Consider the following 18,516-nt stretch of genomic DNA (forward strand, 5'->3'; position numbering starts at 1 on the left):
CCCCGACATCGTTGTCGAAGGCGCGGCCTGCACGGATCGGGCCCTACGGGATGCGGCAAGTTCCGAGGGAGCACCGCGCGCCGGGGCGTGCGGTCGCCTTACGGCGCGTAGACGGCGTCACTGCCGTACAACTCCCTGGTGAACGCGGAGACATCGGCGCTGCGGTCGGCGCCGTCGAGGTTGTACGTCAGATAGACGCCGTACCCCTCGCTGACGGTGCGGCGGGCGAGGTCGGCGGCCGTGCTCTGCGAGGTCCCACCGATCTCGACGGCCGCCGGCGACAGTTTCGACTTGGGCAGTGCGATGCCGGGGACCTGCCAGGTGCCGTAGTACGGGTTCCAGGCGTAGTCGAACTTGGACGAGACGTCGACGCCGCCGTAGGAGAGGCGCGACGCGGCCGGGCCGATGTTGTAGAGGCTGATGATCTTGTCCGGCATGTTCGCGCGCAGCGCCGTCACCAGGTGCACGAACGAGCTGTCGTTGGGCTGGCCGGTGCCGTTGTTGCCGTACTCGGCGTACTCGTCGTCGAAGTCGATGCCATCGAGGCCGTACTTGGTCACGGTGTCCGACAGTTGTTTCGCGAACGCCGAAGCCGCTTGCTTGGACGGGAAGTTGGCGAAGCCCGCGCCCTGGTGGTTACCGAGCACCGAGAGGACGACCTTGATGCCCTTCTGTTGCAACGGCCTTATCTCCGTGGCGGCGTTGTCGAGGACGCGCTGCACATTCTCGTTGAAGTGCAGATACGCCTTCTTCTTGCCCGTGTCGTAGTTGATGTTCGCCGCGAAGATCACGGCGACGTCGAAGACGTTGTCGCCGCCGTTGGCGAGGGTGTACTTGCCGACGTTCAGCATGCTGTTGTTGTTCACCTCGACGTACGCCACCGAGGTCGGTCCCTGTTTCTTCGCGGGAGCAGGAGCGGGAGCAGGGGCCGCTGCCGCGCCAGTCGTGGCGGTCGTGCCGAAGGTGAGGGCGGCGACGGCCGAAAGCGCGAGCGCGGCCGTCCGCGCTCTGCTCCGTAACAGAGTGAACATCGTTGATCGGTCTCCCATCGCATGGGTCGGCGCCCGACCTGTTCGAAAGCGCCGAGTGAGCCCTCCGAGTTTTCCTCTCCCGGGACCGAATCCCAAGAATCATGCGCAAACTCTTTACGACTCCTGGCTCAACCAGCACGCCCCGCGCTCACCAAGCTTCAGGCCGGGCACACGCTGACCAACCCCGGCGTCCGCCAAGTCCTCGGCCTCGTACGGCAGCATGGCCCCGCAACTACTGCCGGGCCCGCCAGGAGCTTCTGTGTCCCATTCCGAACGGCATTACGACGACCTGCACGCCCTGTTCATCAACGCGACGCTCAAGCCGTCGCCCGAACAGAGCCACACCCAGGGCCTGATCGACCTGTCCCGGAAGATCATGGAGCAGCAGGGGGTGCGGGTCGACGAGATCCGCGCCGTCGATCACGACCTCGCTCCCGGCGTCTACCCGGACATGACCGAACACGGGGCGGCGAGCGATGAGTGGCCGGTCCTGTACTCGCAGGTGATGGACGCCGACATCCTGGTCCTGGCCGGGCCGATCTGGCTCGGGGACAACAGCTCGGTGATGAAGCAAGTCATCGAGCGCCTCTACGCCTGCTCCAGCATCCTCAACGACCAGGGCCAGTACGCCTATTACGGCCGGGTCGGCGGCTGCCTGATCACCGGTAACGAGGACGGTGCGAAGCACTGCGCCATGAACGTCCTCTACAGCCTGCAGCACCTCGGCTACGCCATCCCGCCCCAGGCCGATGCCGCCTGGGTCGGCGAGGCCGGCCCCGGCCCCTCGTATCTCGACCCTGGCTCGGGCGGTCCGGAGAACGACTTCACCAACCGCAATACGACGTTCATGACCTGGAACCTGCTGCACCTGGCCCGACTGTTGAAGGACGCGGGCGGCTTCCCCGCATACGGCAATCAGCGGTCGTCTTGGGACGCCGGCTGCCGCATCGACTTCCCCAACCCCGACTACCGCTGAGCGGCACCCTGAGCCGTCTTCAAGATCACGTTGCGTGGGCGGGGTGCGGCCGGGGCCAGCAGGAAGGCGAGCGTCATCAGCACGGCGGCGGTCAGCGGAACGTACGGAACACCGAGCGTACCGACGACCGCGCCACCCACCGCGGCGGCGATGCCCGTGCCCAGGTAGAGACCGGAGATGTTCAGGGACAGGGCGGTCATCCCGGCGGCAGGGCCCGCGGCGGCCAGGATGCTGCCCTGCACCGGTGGCGTGAGCGCCCAGGCGAAGACGGCCCAGCAGGCGATGACCGCGGTCAGCACGTACCGGTTGCCGATGCCGCTGAAGATGAGCCCGGCGGCAAGGGCGAGCGCGATCGCGTGCCCGGCGAGGACACGGCGCAGGCTGCGCTGCGGGCCCCAGGAATCCGCCGCCCGCCCCGAAAGGAGTGCGCCTGCCAGGCCGGCCGCGCCGACCAGGAACAGCACGAACGACAGCAGGCCGTATGAGCCTCCCGCTACCTCGGCCGTGTACGGACCGAGGTAGGTGTAGAACATCAGCCCACCGCTCGCCGCAAGGAACGTCACGGCCACCAGACGCAGTACGGAGCGATCACGCAGCGGCTTGAGGCGCTCGCGCAGTGGTGCCGGTGCGCCACCGAGCACGGCCGGGGCCGCGGCCACCACGCCCGCCGCCGCGACCGCCCCGACGGCGGCGATCGACCAGAAGGTCGCACGCCAGCCGAAGACCCCGCCCAGCCACGAGCCCAGCGGAACTCCGCTGAACAGTGCGGCGGTCATCCCGGCCGTCACCACGCCCAGGTACCGTCCCTGCGCACCCTCGGGTGCCCCGGCCGCCGCCGTGGCGAAGACCGCCGAGGCCACCACCGCCGCGCACAGAGAAGCGACAACGCGAGCGGCCATCAGTGACCAGTAACCGGGTGAGATTGCCGCCGCCACGTTGGCCAGGACGAACAGCAGAAGGCCGACGACCAAGACCGTCCGCTTCGGGAATCGTTCGCAGACGACGGACAGTGCGGGCGCGCCGACCGCGTAGACCACGGCGAACACCGTCACCAACTGCCCCGCGGCGGCAACGCTCACGCCCAGGTCGTCCGCGACAGCGGGCAGCACACCCGCGATGACGAACTCATCGGTGGCCGTGGCCAGCATGGTCAGGAACAGGATGTACAGCCAGCCCGGCAGGGCAGCACTTCTCATCGGTCGACTACCTCCGCGGAACGCGATGCGTCCGTCGCACGTTAGGTAGTGACACCGGGGTCAAGGTCAAGCGCCGGAGCGCAGCAGCTCCGCGAAGCCGTCCGTATCTGCCGCGTCAGCACGCAGGCGGGCGATGCGTTCCACCAGTTCGGCCCGGTGCCGCTGCAACTCCGCCGCCTTGGCCTCCACAACGGAAAGCCGCTGCTCGTACATGGCGAGCACCCCGTCCGGGCTGCTGTCACACGCCAGGAACTCCTCGGTTTTCATGTCCAGGCACGGCGCCACCACCCGGATGTCCTCCGCCGTGAGCCCCGCCCCGAGCAACTCCCGGACGTTCAAGACCCGGTGCACGGCGCGCTCGTCGTACTCCCGCCAGCCCTTGCTGGTCCGCTCCGCTTCCAGCAACCCCTGTTGCTCGTAGTAGCGAATCGAACGGCGACTCGCAAGGCTCGTCCCCGACCCTGTACCGGAACTGCGCCCGATCGGGCCCGATCAGTAGCCGTGGATCATCTTGTAGGCGACCTCGGGGAGGAACTGTCCGGCCGAGGAGCCGGTTCCGGCGCCGCAGTCGCCGTCGGACTCACCCGGGACCTTGATCCACAGGAGCATCTCGGCGCCTCCGCCCAGCTGGGTGGGCGTGCCGATGCGGCGGCCTGAGGGATTGCACCACTGGCCGTCGGAGCCGTTGCCGTTGCGGCTGGTGTCCACGACGAACGGCTTGGTGTAGCCGTACCGGGCGGCCAGTTCACTGTTGACGGCCTTGCCGTACGCGGTGTTCTCGGCCGTGGTCAAGTAGTTGGAGACGTTGAGCGAGAAGCCGTGCGCCTGTCGGACACCGGCTTCGTGGAGGCGCCGGGCCATGGTCGCCGCGCTCGCCCAGGCCGGGTTGCCGGCGTCGAGATAGACCCAGGTGTTGGGAGCCTGGCGGTTGAACTCGGCGAGCGCGCCGGTGAGCATGCCCTCGCGTTCGTCGATCTGGGCCTGGGTCATGCAGTCGTAGTCCCCCAGGGAGTCCGGTTCGAGGACGACGACGGCCGGGCGGTCGGCGACCCCGCCCGCGAACTGGGCGATCCAGTTCGCGTAGGCGGACGGCGAGGAGGCTCCGCCCCCGGAGTGCCCGCCGCAGTAGTCGCGGTTGTAGATGTTGTAGGCGACGAGGATGGGCAGCTTGTCCCGGGCGTCCGCGGCGCCCACGTACGCGCCGGTGGCGGTGCCGATGGTGCCGCTCCAGGAGCCGAACCAGCGGGCCGTCGGGGTGTTGGCGATGGAGGCGTTGATCGCGGGTGCCCGGCCGTCACCGGGGTTGGCAGCGACCCACTGCTTCGCGCTGGAGTCGGGGTCCACGTAGAACCCGTTGGTCATGGTCGTCGGGTCGGCCGCGTGGGCGGACGGTGCGGCGGCGAGCGCCAGCGGCAGCGGCAGCGAGGAGAGCGCTGCCACCAGGGCGAGCAGTCTGCGGCGCATGACGGTACCTCGGATTTCAGACAGGGATGCGTCGGATGGTGGGCGGTGAGCATGGGGAGCGCTCCCATCGGAAGCGCTCCCCACGGCACGGTCGGTCAGGAGGTGCGATGACGGTGTTCGGGAACCGGTCGACGGTCGCCTGCGAGCGGCACACGTGTCCGTTGTCGTCGCAGGACAAGAGGTTTCGGCGAAATCAGCAGGCCGTTGGAGCTCACGGCTGACTGCTGGGCCGGGCGGCGGCATCGGGGGCGCCGCGGGTGGTGGCGGGCGTGCCGCCCAGCGCCGTCAGCACCGCGTTGTACGCCGGCTTCTTGTTGCCGTTGCGGTCGAACAGCAGCGGGTTCTCCGAAGCCCGCCAGGAGTCGCTGTCGCGGATGCCCCAGACGGTGATTCCGGTGCAGCGTGCGACGTTCATGCAGGCCCTGACCGTGTTCGCGTACGCCGTCGGTGACGCCTGCGCGATGTCCAGTTCCGTGATCTGTACGTCGACGCCGAGGGCGGCGAAGTTCGCCAGTGTCGTACCGAAGTTCGCGGGCGGGCCGCCGGTGCCGAAGTGGGCCTGGAGGCCCACGCAGTCGATGGGTACGCCCCGCGCCTTGAAGTCGCGGATCATGCGGTAGACGTCCTGGGTCTTGGCGTCGTTCCAGTTCTCGATGTTGTAGTCGTTGTAGCAGAGCTTGGCCGCCGGGTCGGTGGACCGGGCGGTCCGGAATGCCTGTTCGATGAAGCCGTCGCCGAGCACGTCCCGGAAGACCGAGCTGCGGAGCTGGCCGCTGGGTCCGTCGGCGAAGGCCTCGTTGACCACGTCCCAGGAGTGGATCTTGCCCTTGTAGTGGTTCATCACGGTGGTGATGTGGTTGTTCATCACGCCGCGCAGGGTGTTCGCGTCCCTGATGGAGCTGACCCAGCCGGGCAGTTGGGAGTGCCAGACCAAGGTGTGACCGCGCACGCTCTGACCGCGGGACCTCGCGCCGTTGACGATCTGGTCGGCGGGGCCGAAGTTGAACGAGCCGCGGGACGGCTCGGTCGCGTCCCACTTCATCTCGTTCTCGGGCGTGACCGAGTTGAACTCTCGGCCCAGGATGCCGGTGTACGTGCCGTCGCCGAGCCGGCCTGCGGCCACGGCGGTTCCGAAGTAGCGCCCGGACTGGGCCGCTTGGGCGCCCAGGGTGGAGGCCTGGACGGCGTCGGGCGCGCCGGTCGCGGTCCCGGGTGTCACCAGGAGGGTCGCGGCCAGCAGGCCCAGGACCGAGGCTCGGCGACAGCCGAGCCGTTTCAGCGGGTTCATGGTTCTCCTCGGGGGGTGGGTGGGGAGTTGCGTGGTGCGATCGGTGGACCTCTTCAGGGCGTGATCAGCTTGAGGCGCATGCTGGGCGCGTTCATGACAGATGTGGCAGTGCCGGGCCTGGACTCTTACGGCCGTGGGCCGTCAGGCCAGGGCGGCTTCCCAGCGGGTGCCGTCGCCGGTGGCGTCGGCGGGGAGGCGGTCGCGGGCGGCGGTGTCGTCGTACAGACGCCAGCGGAACCAGTCCACGAGGGTGTTCTGGGTCCGGCCGAAGGTGGGGAACCCCGGATTCAGGTACGCGGCGTGGTCCGCGCCGACGTGGGTGAGGAACGCCTTGGGCGCGGGCAGTTCGTCGTACGCCCGCCGGGCCAGGGCGTAGTCGCAGGTCGGGTCCTTGTCGCCGTGGATGAACAGCACGCCCGCACCGACCGAGGCGGCGGGGGTGCCCATGTCCACGCAGGCGACCGGGACCGCGGCGGCGATACGGTCGTCGGGCCAGGCGGTCACCAGACCGTGGGTGGTCATGCCGCCCATCGAGTGCCCGGAGACGCCGACGCCGGCCGCGGTGTCGATATGCCCGGCGAAGGGGCCGCTCCCGTTCAGGGCCAGGGTCCGGGTGATGACCTCGGAGACGTCCCTCGACCACTCGCCTCCGTAGACGGAGCCGATGTTGGTGTTGTCGGAGAACGAGGGGGCGGGGCAGATGAAGCCGGCGGAGGCTATCGCGTGGGTCTGCGAGGCGTAGGAATCGGAGTTGCCGCCCATGCCGTGGCTCCACTCGGCGACGGGGAACACGCCCTCGGCGAGAGGGGCGTTGGGGACGGGGGCACCGCCGGGTGCGCCGGGGGTGGGGTAGAAGACCTTGGTGAACAGCGAGCGGGCACCGCGGCTCCAGTTGAACTGGCGCACTCCGATGGCGAACTCCGCGCGGGGCGCCGACAGTTCGGAGGCGGAGGCAGGGTGCAGTGCGGAGCCGAGCAGGGGGGTGCTCAGACCCGCTGTCGCGGCCGCGGTCAGGCCGAGGAAGGTACGTCGACTGAACGACATGTGTGACTCCTTGCGTGGGGGGACAGGGAGGCCTCAGCAGGTGGAGTTGGTCTGGGTGGCCAGGCCAAGCCGGTAGGGCAACTGCGAGTACTCGCCGCCGGAGTTGGGGTCCCGGCCCTGGTAGACGAGCTGGAGCCGGCAGGGGTCGATGGTCATGGTCTGGTCGTTGGTGGCGCGGAGCAGCTCGCCGTGGCTGATGTCCTTCGTCCAGGCGCCGCCGGGGAAGGTGACGTTGGTGGAGCGGGCGAAGGGGTTGGCTTCGGTGTCGGCGAGCGGCTGCCACTTGCCGGTCAGGCCCTTGGAGGTGAAGGAGCGGTAGTACCGGTTGCCGTCGCTGCCGATGGCCTCCCAGATCAGCAGGTAGGTGTCGGTGCCCTTGACGCGATAGACCGCGCCTCCCTCGAAGAGTGCGAAGCGGGAGTCCTGGAGCACGATCTGGGTGTTGCCGAAGCCGTTCGGGAAGTTGGCGACGGTGGTCTCGGACCGGTACACGTGGCCGTTGTCGTCCGCGGAGAACAGGTAGCACTTCGCGTCGTCGCAAATCACGTAGAAGTCGAGCCAGCTGCCGTTGCCGATGTTCTCCCGGACGATGTCGGGCATGCTGTCCATGAGGTTCTTCGGCGCGGACCAGCTGGTCGGGTCGTTGATGTCCTTGGTGGTGGAGTACGACGGCAGACCGGTCTGGTAGACGAGGTACCACTCGTCCTTGGGGGCGAAGTAGAAGGCGTGCGGGGCGGCACGGTAGCCGGGGCCGATCTTGGAAGCGGTCTCCAGATGGGTCTGCTTCGCACCGGCGGCCTGGGACCAGTCGGAGAAGCTGGTCTGGGCCAGGCTCCAGTCGCCGGAGGTTCTCGCGGCGGTGGTCATGAAGACGTGCCACTTACCGTTCTTGTCCTGGACCACCGAGGGGTCCTTGACGGCGACGGAGTTGCTGCCGTCCTGCTGCGGTGAGATCGCCGGTCCTGTGGACGACCAGCGGAAACTGCCCGGCAGGTCCTGCCGGTGGGTGCCCGCCGGTGTCGCTCCTTCGGCGGGCACGGCCAAGAACGCTGCCAGCAGGGCGATGAGCAGGGCCACATAGGCGTGGCGGCGATGGGGGCGGGGGCGGAGACGATGCGTCAAGAGCATGGGTAACTCCGAGGCTTGGTCGATATACCGAACAGTGGCCGGATCTACGGACGTAGGAATAGTGGGGCGCTTGACGGAGCCCGGTCAATGCTGTGCGCGCGATATTTTCGGCCTTTACTTGAAAGTTTCGCGCGAAGATTTCAACACCTGGGGTGAGCAGGTGACTTAGAGGGCTCCGGCGGGCCGGGCGAATCGGCCCTGACGTCTACGACCTGGCCGCCGTGAGCGCGTTGCGGATCGCGTCGTAGGCGGGCTTGTGGCCGAGGTTCTCGTCCCAGGGCAGGGCGGCGCCCTCGCCGGGGAAGGTGGAGGGGATCCATGAGTGGCCGTCGGAGTAGCCCCACAGGGTGATGCCGACGCAGCGGCGCACGGCGAGGCAGGCGCTGGTCATCTTCCCGTACCAGTCGGCCTGTTGGGCCAGCTCGGTCTCGTCGGCGGGCAGGATCATGCGGATGTCGAGTTCGGTGACGGCGACGTCGACGCCTAGGTCGGCGAAGCGACGTATGTTGCCCCGCACATCGTTCGGGAAGCCGTGCTGCAGCGCGAGGTGGGCCTGCATGCCGAAGCCGTCGACGGGCACCCCCTCGGCCTTGAGCTGCTTGATGAGGGCGTAGTACGCGTCGGACTTCGCGCCGAGGCCCTCGACGTTGTAGTCGTTGAGGTAGAGCTTGACGTTCGGGTCGGCGGCGCGGGCCCAGCGCAGGGCGTCGGCGACGTAGCCGGGACCGAGGGTCTTGTAGAAGATGCTCTGCCGGTACGTGCCGTCCTCGTTCATGATCTCGTTGGCGACGTCCCAGGCGAAGACCTTGCCGCGGTTGTGCTTGACCACCTGCGTGATGTGGCTCTTGAGGATCGCGCGCAGCTCGTCCGCGGTCCAGGTTCCGGAGGTGAGCCAGTTCGGCAGCTGGCTGTGCCACAGCAGGGTGTGGCCGCGCACCTTCAGACCCTTGGCGTGTGCGTAGTTGACGATCTCGTCGCCCGCGGTGAAGTCGAAGACGCCGCGCCGCGGTTCGGTCGCGTCCCACTTCATGCCGTTGCCGGGGGTGGTCTGGCCGAACTCGCTGCCCAGCAGATCGCTGTACGCGGTGTCGGCCAGCTCCGGATTGTCGACGGCCGAGCCGAAGTAGCGGCCGTGCTGCCGGGCCAGGTCGTCGAGGGTGGCGGCCCGGTGCCGGTGGGGGCTCGCCGCGTGGGTGGCGGGGGCGGCGGCCAGGCAGAGCAGCAGAGCTGCGAGCGCGGCGGCGGTGCGGCGTGCGGGGGTGCGCATGGGTGTCTCTCCTCGGGTCGGGACGTCTCAACTACGGGGCAGGGACCTTCGGTTGACCTTGCGACGGGCCCGGGTGCGGGCACGACGGGCCCGGGTGCGGCACGACGGGCCCGGGTGCGAGCTACTTGACGCGCATCTCGCACCACATCCGGCGCTCGTGCCCGACATCGCGCACCGGTCCGGTCAGGGTGAGCGGCACAGTGTGGTGGACATGGGCGCTGGAGGCGGCGATGTGCAGTTCGAGGGCGCCCGGTTCGACGACGCGGCAGCCGTCGGCGCCGGTGTAGGCGGCGAGATCGGCGGGCAACGTGGCGTGCACCTCGGCCGAGGCACCGGCCTCCAGCGGCACCCGGGCGTAGCCGACGAGCCGGACCTCGGGGCGGGCGACGGTACCGACCGGGTCGTGGAGGTAGAGCTGGACGACTTCGGTTCCGGGGCGGTCACCCGTGTTGCGGACGGTCAGCCGCAGCGTTGTCTCGCCGTCGGTGGCGAACTCCGTGGCGTCGCACAGTGGTTGGCCCCAGCTGAACGTGGTGTAGGAGAGGCCGTGCCCGAACGGGTACAGGGGTGTCGGGTCCACGGTGCTGGGGAAACCGTGCCGGCCGAGCGGCGGAGCGAGGTACGGCGCGGGCTGGCCACCGGGGGCGCGCGGCACCCCGATGGGCAGGCGCCCGGAGGGATCGACCCGGCCGGAGAGGACACCCGCGACGGCACCGCCGCCCTCCTGCCCGGGGAAGAACGTCTGGACGACGGCGGCGGCCCGGTCGGCCCAGCGGCCGAGCGCGTAGGGCCTTCCGCTGAGCACGACGATGACGACCGGCGCACCGGAGGCCATCGCATCGTCGAGCACCTCGCCCTGCCCGTACGGCAGTTGCAGGTCCTCGACGTCGCAGCCCTCGCCCGACGAGCCGCGCCCGAACAGGCCCGACCGGTCGCCGACCACGGCCAGGCAGACGTCGGCCGCCGCCGGATCGTCGACGAACACGGCGCGCGGGAATTCCACGCGCAACGCCTCGGCAAGCGTCAACACCTCGACACCTGTGGGCAGTTCGGGATGGTGCACGCCCACGTGCCGGGGGAACGTGTAGCAGCCGAGCATGGCGGCCTGTTCGTCGGCCAGCGGCCCGACGACGGCGATGCGCGGCCCGTCGCTCAGCGGCAGCACCCCGGAGTCGTTGGCGAGCAGGACGACCGACTCCTCGGCGACCTTCCGCGCAAGATCCCGCATGTGCGGGGGGTTCAGGTCGACGGCCGCCCCGCCCGCGACGGGCTCCCAGTCCGGGTCGAGCAGCCCCAGTTCGCACTTCTGCATGAGGACACGCAGCGCGGCCCGGTCGAGCAGGTCCTCGGGGAGCGGATCAGCGGGGTTGAAGCAACGGGCCGCCGGCAGCTCCACGTCGACACCGGCCGCGAGGGCGAGCCGTGCGGCGCCGCCCTCCCCGTCGGCGATCCGGTGCGCCTCCTCAAGCAGCGAGACGCCGTAGTAGTCCGAGACCACGGTGCCGCTGAACTGCCAGTGCGCGCGAAGGAGTTGAGTGAGCAGTTCGGCGTGGGCGTGGGCGGGCAGGCCGTCCACGTCGTTGTAGGCGGGCATCACGGAGCGGGCGCCGCCGTCGCGCAGTGCCATCTCGAACGGCGGCAGGATCACGTCCGCGAGCTCCCGGGGTCCGAGCGAGGCGGGCGCGTGGTTGCGGGCGGCGCGCGAGGCCGAGTACCCGGCGAAGTGCTTGAGCGTGGCGACGATCCCGGCCGACTCCAGGCCCCGCACATAGGCGGTGCCGATGGTGCCGACGAGGTACGGGTCCTCGCCGATCGCCTCCTCGGTACGGCCCCAGCGCGGATCCCGTACGACGTCCAGGACCGGGGCGAGCCCCTGGTGGACGCCGACGACGCGCATCGACGTACCGATGGCCTGCGCCATCTCGGTGATCAGCGCCGGGTCGTAGGTGGCACCCCAGGCCAACGGGGTCGGAAAGACGGTGGCCTGCCAGGCGGTGAACCCGGTCAGGCACTCCTCGTGGGCGATCGCGGGCAGGGCGAAACGGTTGCCGGCGCGGATGGTGCGCTGCAGTTCCGCGAGGCGGGCGACGCCCTCGGCGGGGTCGACGGGCACGGTGCCGAAGGGACGGGTGAGGTGGCCGAGGCCATGGGGCAGCAGGGCGTCGAGCGCTGCACTGCGGGCCGCGTAGGTGTGCTGGCCGGGAGCGACGTCGGAGGCCCCGCTGTCATCGGGCTCGGCGCCGATCCATACGCTGGACAGCTGGGCGGTCTTCTCCTCGGCGGTCATCCGGGCAAGCAGGTCCGCCGCCCGGACGTGGGCGGGCAGGGTGGTGTCCTGCCATGGCTCGACCATGGAACTCCTCAAGTGCGGTGCGAAACGGGGGTGTTGGCGCCTGAGGGCTCAGCCCTTGGTGGCGCCCACGGTGATGCCGCCGATCAACTGCCGTTCGGCGACGGCGTAGAAGGCGAGGGCGGGCACCATGGCGAGGATGAGATAGGCGAAGACGCGGGCGATGTCGGTGGCGTACTGGCCCTGGAATTGCTGGACCCCGATGGGGATCGTCCACCAGGTCTGCTCACTGAACACAAGCAGCGGGAGCAGGAAGTTGTTCCAGCTGCTGACGATGGCGAGGATGGACACGGTGCCGAGCGCGGGCCGCGCCATGGGCAGCAGGATCCGCCAGAAGAAGCCGAACGCCGAGCAGCCGTCGAGAGTGGCGGCCTCCTCGAGCTCGCCGGGGATCTCCCGGAAGAAGCCGCGCAGGATGACGATGGTGATGGGCAGTCCGAACGCGGCCTGCGGCAGGATCACGCCCCAGGGGTTGTCGAGCAGACCGAAGGTGCGCAGCAGGACGAACAGCGGCAGAATCGCGACGGCGAACGGGAACATCAGCCCCACGGCGAAGAGGGTGAAGAGCACCTCCCGGCCCCGGAAGGCGAAACGGGCGAGCGCGAAGGCGGCGAGGGCGGCGGCGCCCACCGTAAGGACGGTCGTGCCGACGGCGATCAGCGTGGAGGCACCCAGCATGCGCCAGAACGAGCCGGAGGCGAGTACGTCGGTGTAGTTGGACGTCACCCACGGCGAGGGCAGTCCGAACGTGTTGTCGGAGAGCTGGTCGGTGGACTTGAACCCGGACACCAGCGCGTACAACAGCGGCGTGACCATGGCGATGCCGACCAGCCACACGATCACGTACAACGGCACGGAGCGCAGCCTTCTGCGCACGCCCGCGTTCATCGGGAGGCTCGCATGGTGGTGAGGGCTCCTTGGGTGTCGCGGCGCAGCACGGAGCGCTGGTAGATGAGGGCGAAGACGAGGCTGATGAGGAACATGCCGATGCTGATCGCGCTGGCGTATCCGATCTGGTAGCGCTTGAAGCCGAACTGGAACATGGTCACGGCCATGGTCTCGGAGTGGTGGTCGGGCCCGCCCTGCGTCACCACCCACACCAGGTCGAAGAGTTGGATGGCGCCGATCACCGAGAGGAAGACGCTGATGCGGACCGTCGGCCCGAGCAGCGGCAGGGTGATGTGACGGAAGCGCTGCCAGGGGCCCGCGCCGTCGATGCGGGCCGCCTCGTGCAGTTCGGCGGGGATGCCCTGCAGCCCGGCCAGGTACAGCATCATGTGGAAGCCGAAGTACTTCCACGTCATGACGAGAAACAGGGTCGGCAGCACATGGTCCTGGTCGGCGAACCACAGTCCGCCGAGGCCGTCGAGGCCGACCGAGCCGAGCGCCTTGTCGGCGAGCCCGTCGTCCGGCGCGAACATCATGGCGAACAGGACGCCGGTGATGACCTCGGACAGCACGTAGGGGGCGAAGAACAGCATCCGGTACAGGGCCCGCCCGCGCAGTTTCTGGTTGAGCAGCACGGCCATGCCCAGCGCGAACGGCAGCTGCACGCACACCGAGAACAGCACGAGCAGCAGGCCGCGCCACAGGTCGCCGAGGAAGACCGGATCGCGCAGGAGCCGACCGTAGTTGTCGAGGCCCACGTAGTCCGAAGGGGCCCCGAATCCGCCCCAGTTGAAGAGGCTGACGTAGAGGGCGTACAGGATCGGGGCGAGCACCAGCGCGCCGAACAGGAGCAGGGCGGGCAGGGTGAAGCAGAAGGGGGTCAGCCAGTCGACGATCCGCCGGGCCGGCGGTCGCCTTGCCCTGGTGTCCGGCTGCCGCGGTGGGACGGTGGCGGGCGTGGGGTCTTTCACGTACGTGGAGGCCATCTCGGTCACTGGCTCTTCGCGACCTGCGTGACGGAACGGGACACCTGCTCGGGCGACTTGGACCCGGCGATCAGGGCGGCCACCGAGTCGTTGATCTCCTGGCCGACGGCCGGCGGGTACGCCTGGTCGAGGTAGAGCTGGAAGCCGGTCGCCTCGTCGACGGCGTCGGAGACGAGCTTGAGATTGCGGTCGGTCAGGGCGCTCCTGGCGTCCTTGACGACGGGCATGATCGAGGCCTTCGTGACGAGGATGCGGTCGGACTCGGCCGTCATGAAGAACTTCAGGAAATCGACGGCCGCCTTGGGCGCACCCTTGCGCACCGCATAGCCACCTCCTCCGCCGAAGATGTCGGTGAGGGCGCCCTTGCCACCCGCGACCGCGGGGAACGCGAAGAACCCGAGGTCCTTGCCGATGCCCTTGCCCGCGTCGGCCTGCACGACGGGCGCCCACTGGCCCATCAGCTCCATCGCCGCCTTGCCGTTGCCCATGGCGGCCGCCTCCCCGGTGGGCGTGGAGTACGCGGCACCGAGGTGGCCCTTCTGGAACGGCCGGAGCGAGACGAGTTCCTTGAGGTGCTCGCCCGCCTTGACGAAGTCGTCGCCGGTGAAGTCCTTGGCATCAGCGGCTTTCCGCATGCCGTCGACCCCGGCGATCCGCATGGACAGGTAGGCCCAGTAGTACATGCCGGGCCACTTCTCCTTGCCCGCGAGGGCGATGGGGGTGATGCCGGCGCTCTTCAGCTTCTTGACCGTGTCGAGGTAATCGGCCCAGGTGGCGGGCGGCGCCTTGACGCCGGCCTTGGCGAACAGCGCCTTGTTGTACCAGAAGCCCACCGCCCCGATCTCGAAAGGCACGGCGTACGTCTTCCCGTCGATCTGGTACGGCTTCAACGAAGCCGGCATGAGAGTGTCCGCCCAGGGCTGCATCGAGGGGGTGAGGTCCTCGACAAGACCGGCGTCGATCTGCTGCTCGAGCACACCGCCGCCCCACGTGTGGTAGATGTCCGGCAGCTTTCCGGAACTGGTCAGCGCCGTCATCTTCGACTTGTAGGCGTCGTTCTCCAACGAGACGAGCTTGATGCGCACATCGGGGTGCTCGGCCTCGAACGCCTTGGCCCGTTCGGGCCAGACGGACTGCGACGGCTCCGTGGTCTGGATGTGCCACCACTCCACGACGGTCCGGCCCTGGCTGTCGGTGGTGGTGGACCCGGAGTCCGAGCAGGCGGAGAGACCGGCCGCGCCAAGGCCCACCGCCGACGCGGTCGCCAGGAGCCGGCGGCGGGAGAGAGCTGAGGACACGGCGCCGGACGCGGACGCGACGGCTCGGTCGAAGGCTGGCATGGCGCACCTTCCGGAAGGTTTCCGAGAACTATCGGGAGACGGCCATGGAAATTACGGGCATGCGTCGGGGGTGTCAACGCCCCTGACAGAAAAGGGCGTTGACACCCCCGGAGTGGGCCGTTCCGCTATGGGTGACGCGGCGATGCGGTGCTCGCGCGGACCACAAGCCCGGTCGCCAGTTCCACCCGCGGTGAGGCCAGATCGACGTTCCGCGCGAGGTCGAGCAGCATCCGCGCCGCCAACTTGCCCATGTCGGACAGGGGTTGACGGACTGTCGTGAGCGGAGGCGAGGACCAGCGCACCTCCGGCAGGTCGTCGAAGCCGACGACGCTCATGTCCTCCGGCACCCGGAGGCCGCGACGGCGCAGCGCCTCGATCGCGCCGAGCGCCATCTGGTCGCTCGCGGCGAAGATCGCGGTCGGCGGTTCGTCGAGGTCCAACAGCCGCCCCGCGCCGGTGAATCCGGACTCGTGGTAGAAGTCACCGGGCACCACGAGCGCGTCGTCGACGGCGACCCCGGCCACGTCGAGCGCGGCTCGATAGCCGTCGAGCCGGGCCCGTGAGCACAGCAGCCTCGGCGGGCCCTCGATGAACCCGATGCGCCGGTGCCCGATCTTGAGCAGATGCTCGGTCGCCGCCATCCCGCCCGCCCAGTTCGTGGCGCCCACGGTCGGCGCCTCGGTGGCGGGGGATCCGGCCGGGTCGATCACCACCAACGGCACGCCCAGGCGCCGCAGTTCGTCGTGGAGCCCGGGTGCGAGCACCGACGTCACGAGGATCACCCCGTCGGAGGCGCGGGCCCGCAGATTGGTCATCCACTGCCGCGCGGCGCCCGCCCGGTCGTGGATCGCGGAGACCACCGTGCCCACGCCCGCCTCGTGCGCGACCTCCTCCACACCCCGGATGATCTCGACGGCCCACGGACTGTCCAGGTCGTTGAAGACCAGGTCGAGCAGGGCCGCTCGGGCCCCGGGCGCGGTCGGCCGACGCCGGTAGCCGTGCCGGTGCAGGAGGTCCTCGACGCGGGCGCGGGTCGCGGGCGAGACGTCCGAGCGCCCGTTGACGACCCGCGAGACGGTCGGCACGGACACCCCGGCCTCCTGCGCGATCTCGGCGATCGTCACCTTCGCCGTACCATCCGGGCTCTGCGTTCCTGCCTTGCGCTGAGCGCCTTCCCCGGCCACCATCCCCACCTCCGTAGCTGTACGCCCGGAAACCCTCCGGCCGCCTTCCGGAAACCGTAGGCCATGCCGTCGGCCACACGCGGGCAGCCCCGCCCTTCCGTCCGGCCCGTCGAACGTACTGCGCGTTTCGTCGCGCTTCCCAGGAGGCGACGCCGACGATCCGCGTCTGGTGGCCTCGATCCGGCCACGCGCCGAGGACGAGGGCGGCCGCCGGCGCGTCTTCACCTCCGTCATCTTCTTGCCGAGTTGTTGTTTCGGCACTGCTCGTATGTGTCCGTACGCCAGAATGATGGATCTGGCTTCAGGGACGCCACGAAGCAGGGCACACGACGGGGGCTCGCGTTGGATCGCCTGGCAGGAGTCGTCCGGAAACAACAACGCCCGTCGCTGCGCGCGTGGCTAGGGCTGACAGCGGCCCTGGCCGCGCTGGTGGTCGTCGTACTCGGGGTCCTGTACGCCGGGCACAGCGAGCCCGGCCGGGTGGACAGGTGGATCATCCAGCCGACGGCGGACAGTGTGCGGCCGCCGTGGCGGCGCGTCGCTCTGGCCATTGACTTCTTGGGTGAGCCCGCCGGAGCGGCGACGCTGGTCGTCGCCGCCGTGGCGGGCTGCCTGCTGCTCCGGCGTCCTCGCGCGGCGGTGCTCGTCGTTGCCGGTGCCGGTCTGACCGTGGGGACGGCGAAGCTGCTCAAGCATCTGGTGGGACGCACCATCCACGGTGAAGGCAACCTGTGCTATCCGAGCGGGCACACCGCCTTCCTCACGGCGCTCGCCCTCGTGGTGGCGCTGCTCGCGGCCGACCGGTTCGGCCTCGGCAGGACGGCCGGTACGTTGCTCGTACTCACCGCGGCCCTGACTGCCGGAGCCGCCATGGGATGGGCGCAGGTCGCCCTGAGCGCGCACTACCCGACCGACGTCCTGGGCGGCTGGTGCACCGCCCTTGCGGTGGTACCGGCGACCGCGTGGCTGGTCGACCGGATCGCCGACAACGGTCGGTGGCAGCGCCTCTGACGTCATGTCATGTCATGTCATGTCACTTCAGGCCAAGCGGCGGAATACGGGCTTTACCGGTCGCCCGGCCAGCCAGGGCGTGGGGTCGGCGGCGTCAAGTGCCTTTCGGTACACCGCACATGCCTGCGCCACGACGTCGACGGTGTGGTCGATGTCGGCGTCGTCGAGCGCGCTGCTCACCACGAACGACGGGGCAAGGACCCCGCCCGCGAGGAGTTGGCGCAGGAACAGGGTGCGGTACTGCTGCGACGGCTGCCGGTTCTCGTCGAGGGTGGCGAAGACCAGGTTGCTGGCCCGGCCCCGGACGAGGATGTGGTCGCCGACGCCCATGATCGCCGCGGCATCGCGTACACCGGCGGCCAACCGCTCCCCGAGGGCGTGGAGTTGCGCGGTGATGCCCTCCTCGGCGTAGGTGGTCTGCACGGCCATCGCGGCTGCCAGGGAGTGCGTTTCCGCACCGTGCGTGGTGGAGAGAAGGAACACCCGGTCGCCGGAGTGGCGAAGGCCGCCCCGCTCCATCAGGTCGCGGCGCCCGGCAAGCGCGGAGACGGCGAACCCGTTGCCCAGCGCCTTGCCGAACGTGGAGAGGTCGGGCACGACGCCGTACAGGCCCTGGGCGCCCGCCTCGGACCAGCGGAGGCCGGTGATCATCTCGTCGAAGATCAGTACGCAGCCGTGCCGGTCGGCCAGTTCGCGCAGGCCGGTGAGGTAGCCGGGCGGCGGCTCGGTGTGGGTGGTGGCAGGTTCGAGGATCAGGCAGGCGACCTCGTCCTGGTACCGGGTCAGCAGCTCCTCCGTGGCGGCCAAGTCCCCGTACGGGAAAGCCACGGTGAGCTCGGTGGTTGCCGCCGGAATGCCGGCGGACATCGGCGTCGTACCGATGAACCAGTCGTCGACGGAGAAGAACGGATGGTCGCCGCAGATGGCCACCCGCGGGCGCCCGGTGACGGCGCGGGCGAGGCGCACCGCGGCGGTGGTGACGTCGGAGCCGTTCTTCGCGAACTTCACCATCTCGGCGGTCGGCACCGTGGCCAGGAAGCGTTCCGCGGCCTCGACCTCCAGGATGGACGGGCGGACGAAGTTGCTGCCGCGGTCGACTTCGCGGCGCACCGCCTCGGTCACGCGTGGGTGGGCGTGGCCGAGGCTCACCGACCGCAGGCCTGAGCCGTACTCGATGTAGCGGTTGCCGTCGATGTCCCACACATGGGCACCGCGGCCGTGGCTGATGACCGGGGCGAGGTTCTCGGGGTACTGGTCGTCGCCCTTGGCGTAGGTGTGCGCGCCCCCGGGGATCAGGGCGTGCAGCCGCTCGTTCGCCGCCCGCGACCGGGGCAGCCGGAACTCTTCGGTGTCCACGCTGACT

15 protein-coding genes and 1 pseudogene are annotated in these 18,516 nt (G+C 69.6%); 2 read left to right on the plus strand and 14 right to left on the minus strand.

What is annotated here, in order from left to right; genetic code table 11:
- Positions 1-98: 98 nt before the first annotated feature.
- A complete protein-coding gene (locus AB0O76_RS34910; RefSeq protein ID WP_365499850.1) occupies positions 99-1,031 on the minus strand; it encodes an endo-beta-N-acetylglucosaminidase H in 933 nt (310 codons plus the stop codon).
- Positions 1,032-1,251: 220 nt separating this feature from the next.
- On the opposite strand from AB0O76_RS34910, the gene AB0O76_RS34915 reads away from it, so the two are divergent.
- Positions 1,252-2,007, plus strand: coding sequence for a flavodoxin family protein (locus tag AB0O76_RS34915; RefSeq protein ID WP_365499853.1), 756 nt, complete (start codon positions 1,252-1,254; stop codon positions 2,005-2,007).
- Here AB0O76_RS34915 and AB0O76_RS34920 read toward each other — a convergent pair.
- The 12 genes and pseudogenes from AB0O76_RS34920 to AB0O76_RS34975 all read right to left on the minus strand — a co-directional run bounded on the left by AB0O76_RS34920 (position 1,998) and on the right by AB0O76_RS34975 (position 16,145).
- Positions 1,998-3,203 (minus strand): MFS transporter, encoded by a 1,206-nt coding sequence (locus tag AB0O76_RS34920; protein WP_365499856.1) that lies wholly within the window; start codon positions 3,201-3,203, stop codon positions 1,998-2,000. The genes AB0O76_RS34915 and AB0O76_RS34920 overlap by 10 nt on opposite strands.
- A gap of 66 nt (positions 3,204-3,269) precedes the next feature.
- Positions 3,270-3,686, minus strand: a complete 417-nt coding sequence (locus AB0O76_RS34925) for a MerR family transcriptional regulator (protein WP_365499991.1) — start codon at positions 3,684-3,686, stop codon at positions 3,270-3,272.
- 9 nt (positions 3,687-3,695) lie between these two features.
- A complete protein-coding gene (locus AB0O76_RS34930) occupies positions 3,696-4,667 on the minus strand; it encodes a glycoside hydrolase family 6 protein (protein ID WP_365499860.1) in 972 nt (323 codons plus the stop codon).
- 179 nt (positions 4,668-4,846) lie between these two features.
- Positions 4,847-5,955 (minus strand): annotated as a pseudogene (locus AB0O76_RS34935) (endo-1,4-beta-xylanase); the annotation flags it as partial.
- 141 nt (positions 5,956-6,096) lie between these two features.
- Positions 6,097-6,999, minus strand: coding sequence for an alpha/beta hydrolase (locus tag AB0O76_RS34940; RefSeq protein ID WP_365499863.1), 903 nt, complete (start codon positions 6,997-6,999; stop codon positions 6,097-6,099).
- Positions 7,000-7,032: 33 nt separating this feature from the next.
- Positions 7,033-8,127 (minus strand): non-reducing end alpha-L-arabinofuranosidase family hydrolase, encoded by a 1,095-nt coding sequence (locus tag AB0O76_RS34945; protein WP_365499866.1) that lies wholly within the window; start codon positions 8,125-8,127, stop codon positions 7,033-7,035.
- Positions 8,128-8,332: 205 nt separating this feature from the next.
- Positions 8,333-9,394, minus strand: coding sequence for an endo-1,4-beta-xylanase (locus tag AB0O76_RS34950; protein WP_365499869.1), 1,062 nt, complete (start codon positions 9,392-9,394; stop codon positions 8,333-8,335).
- Positions 9,395-9,515: 121 nt separating this feature from the next.
- Positions 9,516-11,747, minus strand: a complete 2,232-nt coding sequence (locus AB0O76_RS34955; protein WP_365499872.1) for a glycoside hydrolase family 3 N-terminal domain-containing protein — start codon at positions 11,745-11,747, stop codon at positions 9,516-9,518.
- Between the two features lie 48 nt (positions 11,748-11,795).
- Complete coding sequence (locus tag AB0O76_RS34960; RefSeq protein WP_365499875.1) at positions 11,796-12,632, minus strand: carbohydrate ABC transporter permease; 837 nt, start codon at positions 12,630-12,632, stop codon at positions 11,796-11,798.
- A complete protein-coding gene (locus tag AB0O76_RS34965; RefSeq protein WP_365499994.1) occupies positions 12,629-13,618 on the minus strand; it encodes a sugar ABC transporter permease in 990 nt (329 codons plus the stop codon). The genes AB0O76_RS34960 and AB0O76_RS34965 overlap by 4 nt, the downstream gene beginning before the upstream one ends.
- 5 nt (positions 13,619-13,623) lie before the next feature.
- Positions 13,624-14,958, minus strand: a complete 1,335-nt coding sequence (locus AB0O76_RS34970) for an extracellular solute-binding protein (RefSeq protein ID WP_365499878.1) — start codon at positions 14,956-14,958, stop codon at positions 13,624-13,626.
- A 125-nt stretch (positions 14,959-15,083) separates the two neighbouring features.
- A complete protein-coding gene (locus tag AB0O76_RS34975) occupies positions 15,084-16,145 on the minus strand; it encodes a LacI family DNA-binding transcriptional regulator (protein WP_365499881.1) in 1,062 nt (353 codons plus the stop codon).
- A gap of 348 nt (positions 16,146-16,493) precedes the next feature.
- Between AB0O76_RS34975 and AB0O76_RS34980 the strand changes: the two genes are divergently transcribed.
- Entirely contained in the window at positions 16,494-17,153 is a 660-nt protein-coding gene (locus tag AB0O76_RS34980; protein ID WP_365499996.1) for a phosphatase PAP2 family protein, read from the plus strand.
- A gap of 27 nt (positions 17,154-17,180) precedes the next feature.
- Here the strand turns inward: AB0O76_RS34980 and AB0O76_RS34985 are convergent, their stop codons facing one another.
- Complete coding sequence (locus tag AB0O76_RS34985; RefSeq protein ID WP_365499884.1) at positions 17,181-18,509, minus strand: glutamate-1-semialdehyde 2,1-aminomutase; 1,329 nt, start codon at positions 18,507-18,509, stop codon at positions 17,181-17,183.
- Positions 18,510-18,516 lie beyond the last annotated feature (7 nt).

This window comes from Streptomyces sp. NPDC086554, from assembly GCF_040686095.1.
In the GTDB taxonomy this organism is placed as follows: Bacteria; Actinomycetota; Actinomycetes; order Streptomycetales; family Streptomycetaceae; genus Streptomyces.

Excerpts from the sequence above, each read along its gene's own strand:
- AB0O76_RS34970 (WP_365499878.1), bottom strand. The coding sequence starts at position 14,958 with ATGCCAGCCTTCGACCGAGCCGTCGCGTCCGCGTCCGGCGCCGTGTCC.
- AB0O76_RS34915 (WP_365499853.1), top strand. The coding sequence starts at position 1,252 with ATGGCCCCGCAACTACTGCCGGGCCCGCCAGGAGCTTCTGTGTCCCAT.
- AB0O76_RS34955 (WP_365499872.1), bottom strand. The coding sequence starts at position 11,747 with ATGGTCGAGCCATGGCAGGACACCACCCTGCCCGCCCACGTCCGGGCG.
- AB0O76_RS34945 (WP_365499866.1), bottom strand. The coding sequence starts at position 8,127 with ATGCTCTTGACGCATCGTCTCCGCCCCCGCCCCCATCGCCGCCACGCC.
- AB0O76_RS34965 (WP_365499994.1), bottom strand. The coding sequence starts at position 13,618 with ATGGCCTCCACGTACGTGAAAGACCCCACGCCCGCCACCGTCCCACCG.
- AB0O76_RS34940 (WP_365499863.1), bottom strand. The coding sequence starts at position 6,999 with ATGTCGTTCAGTCGACGTACCTTCCTCGGCCTGACCGCGGCCGCGACA.
- AB0O76_RS34920 (WP_365499856.1), bottom strand. The coding sequence starts at position 3,203 with ATGAGAAGTGCTGCCCTGCCGGGCTGGCTGTACATCCTGTTCCTGACC.
- AB0O76_RS34910 (WP_365499850.1), bottom strand. The coding sequence starts at position 1,031 with ATGTTCACTCTGTTACGGAGCAGAGCGCGGACGGCCGCGCTCGCGCTT.
- AB0O76_RS34930 (WP_365499860.1), bottom strand. The coding sequence starts at position 4,667 with ATGCGCCGCAGACTGCTCGCCCTGGTGGCAGCGCTCTCCTCGCTGCCG.
- AB0O76_RS34960 (WP_365499875.1), bottom strand. The coding sequence starts at position 12,632 with ATGAACGCGGGCGTGCGCAGAAGGCTGCGCTCCGTGCCGTTGTACGTG.
- AB0O76_RS34950 (WP_365499869.1), bottom strand. The coding sequence starts at position 9,394 with ATGCGCACCCCCGCACGCCGCACCGCCGCCGCGCTCGCAGCTCTGCTG.
- AB0O76_RS34975 (WP_365499881.1), bottom strand. The coding sequence starts at position 16,145 with ATGGTGGCCGGGGAAGGCGCTCAGCGCAAGGCAGGAACGCAGAGCCCG.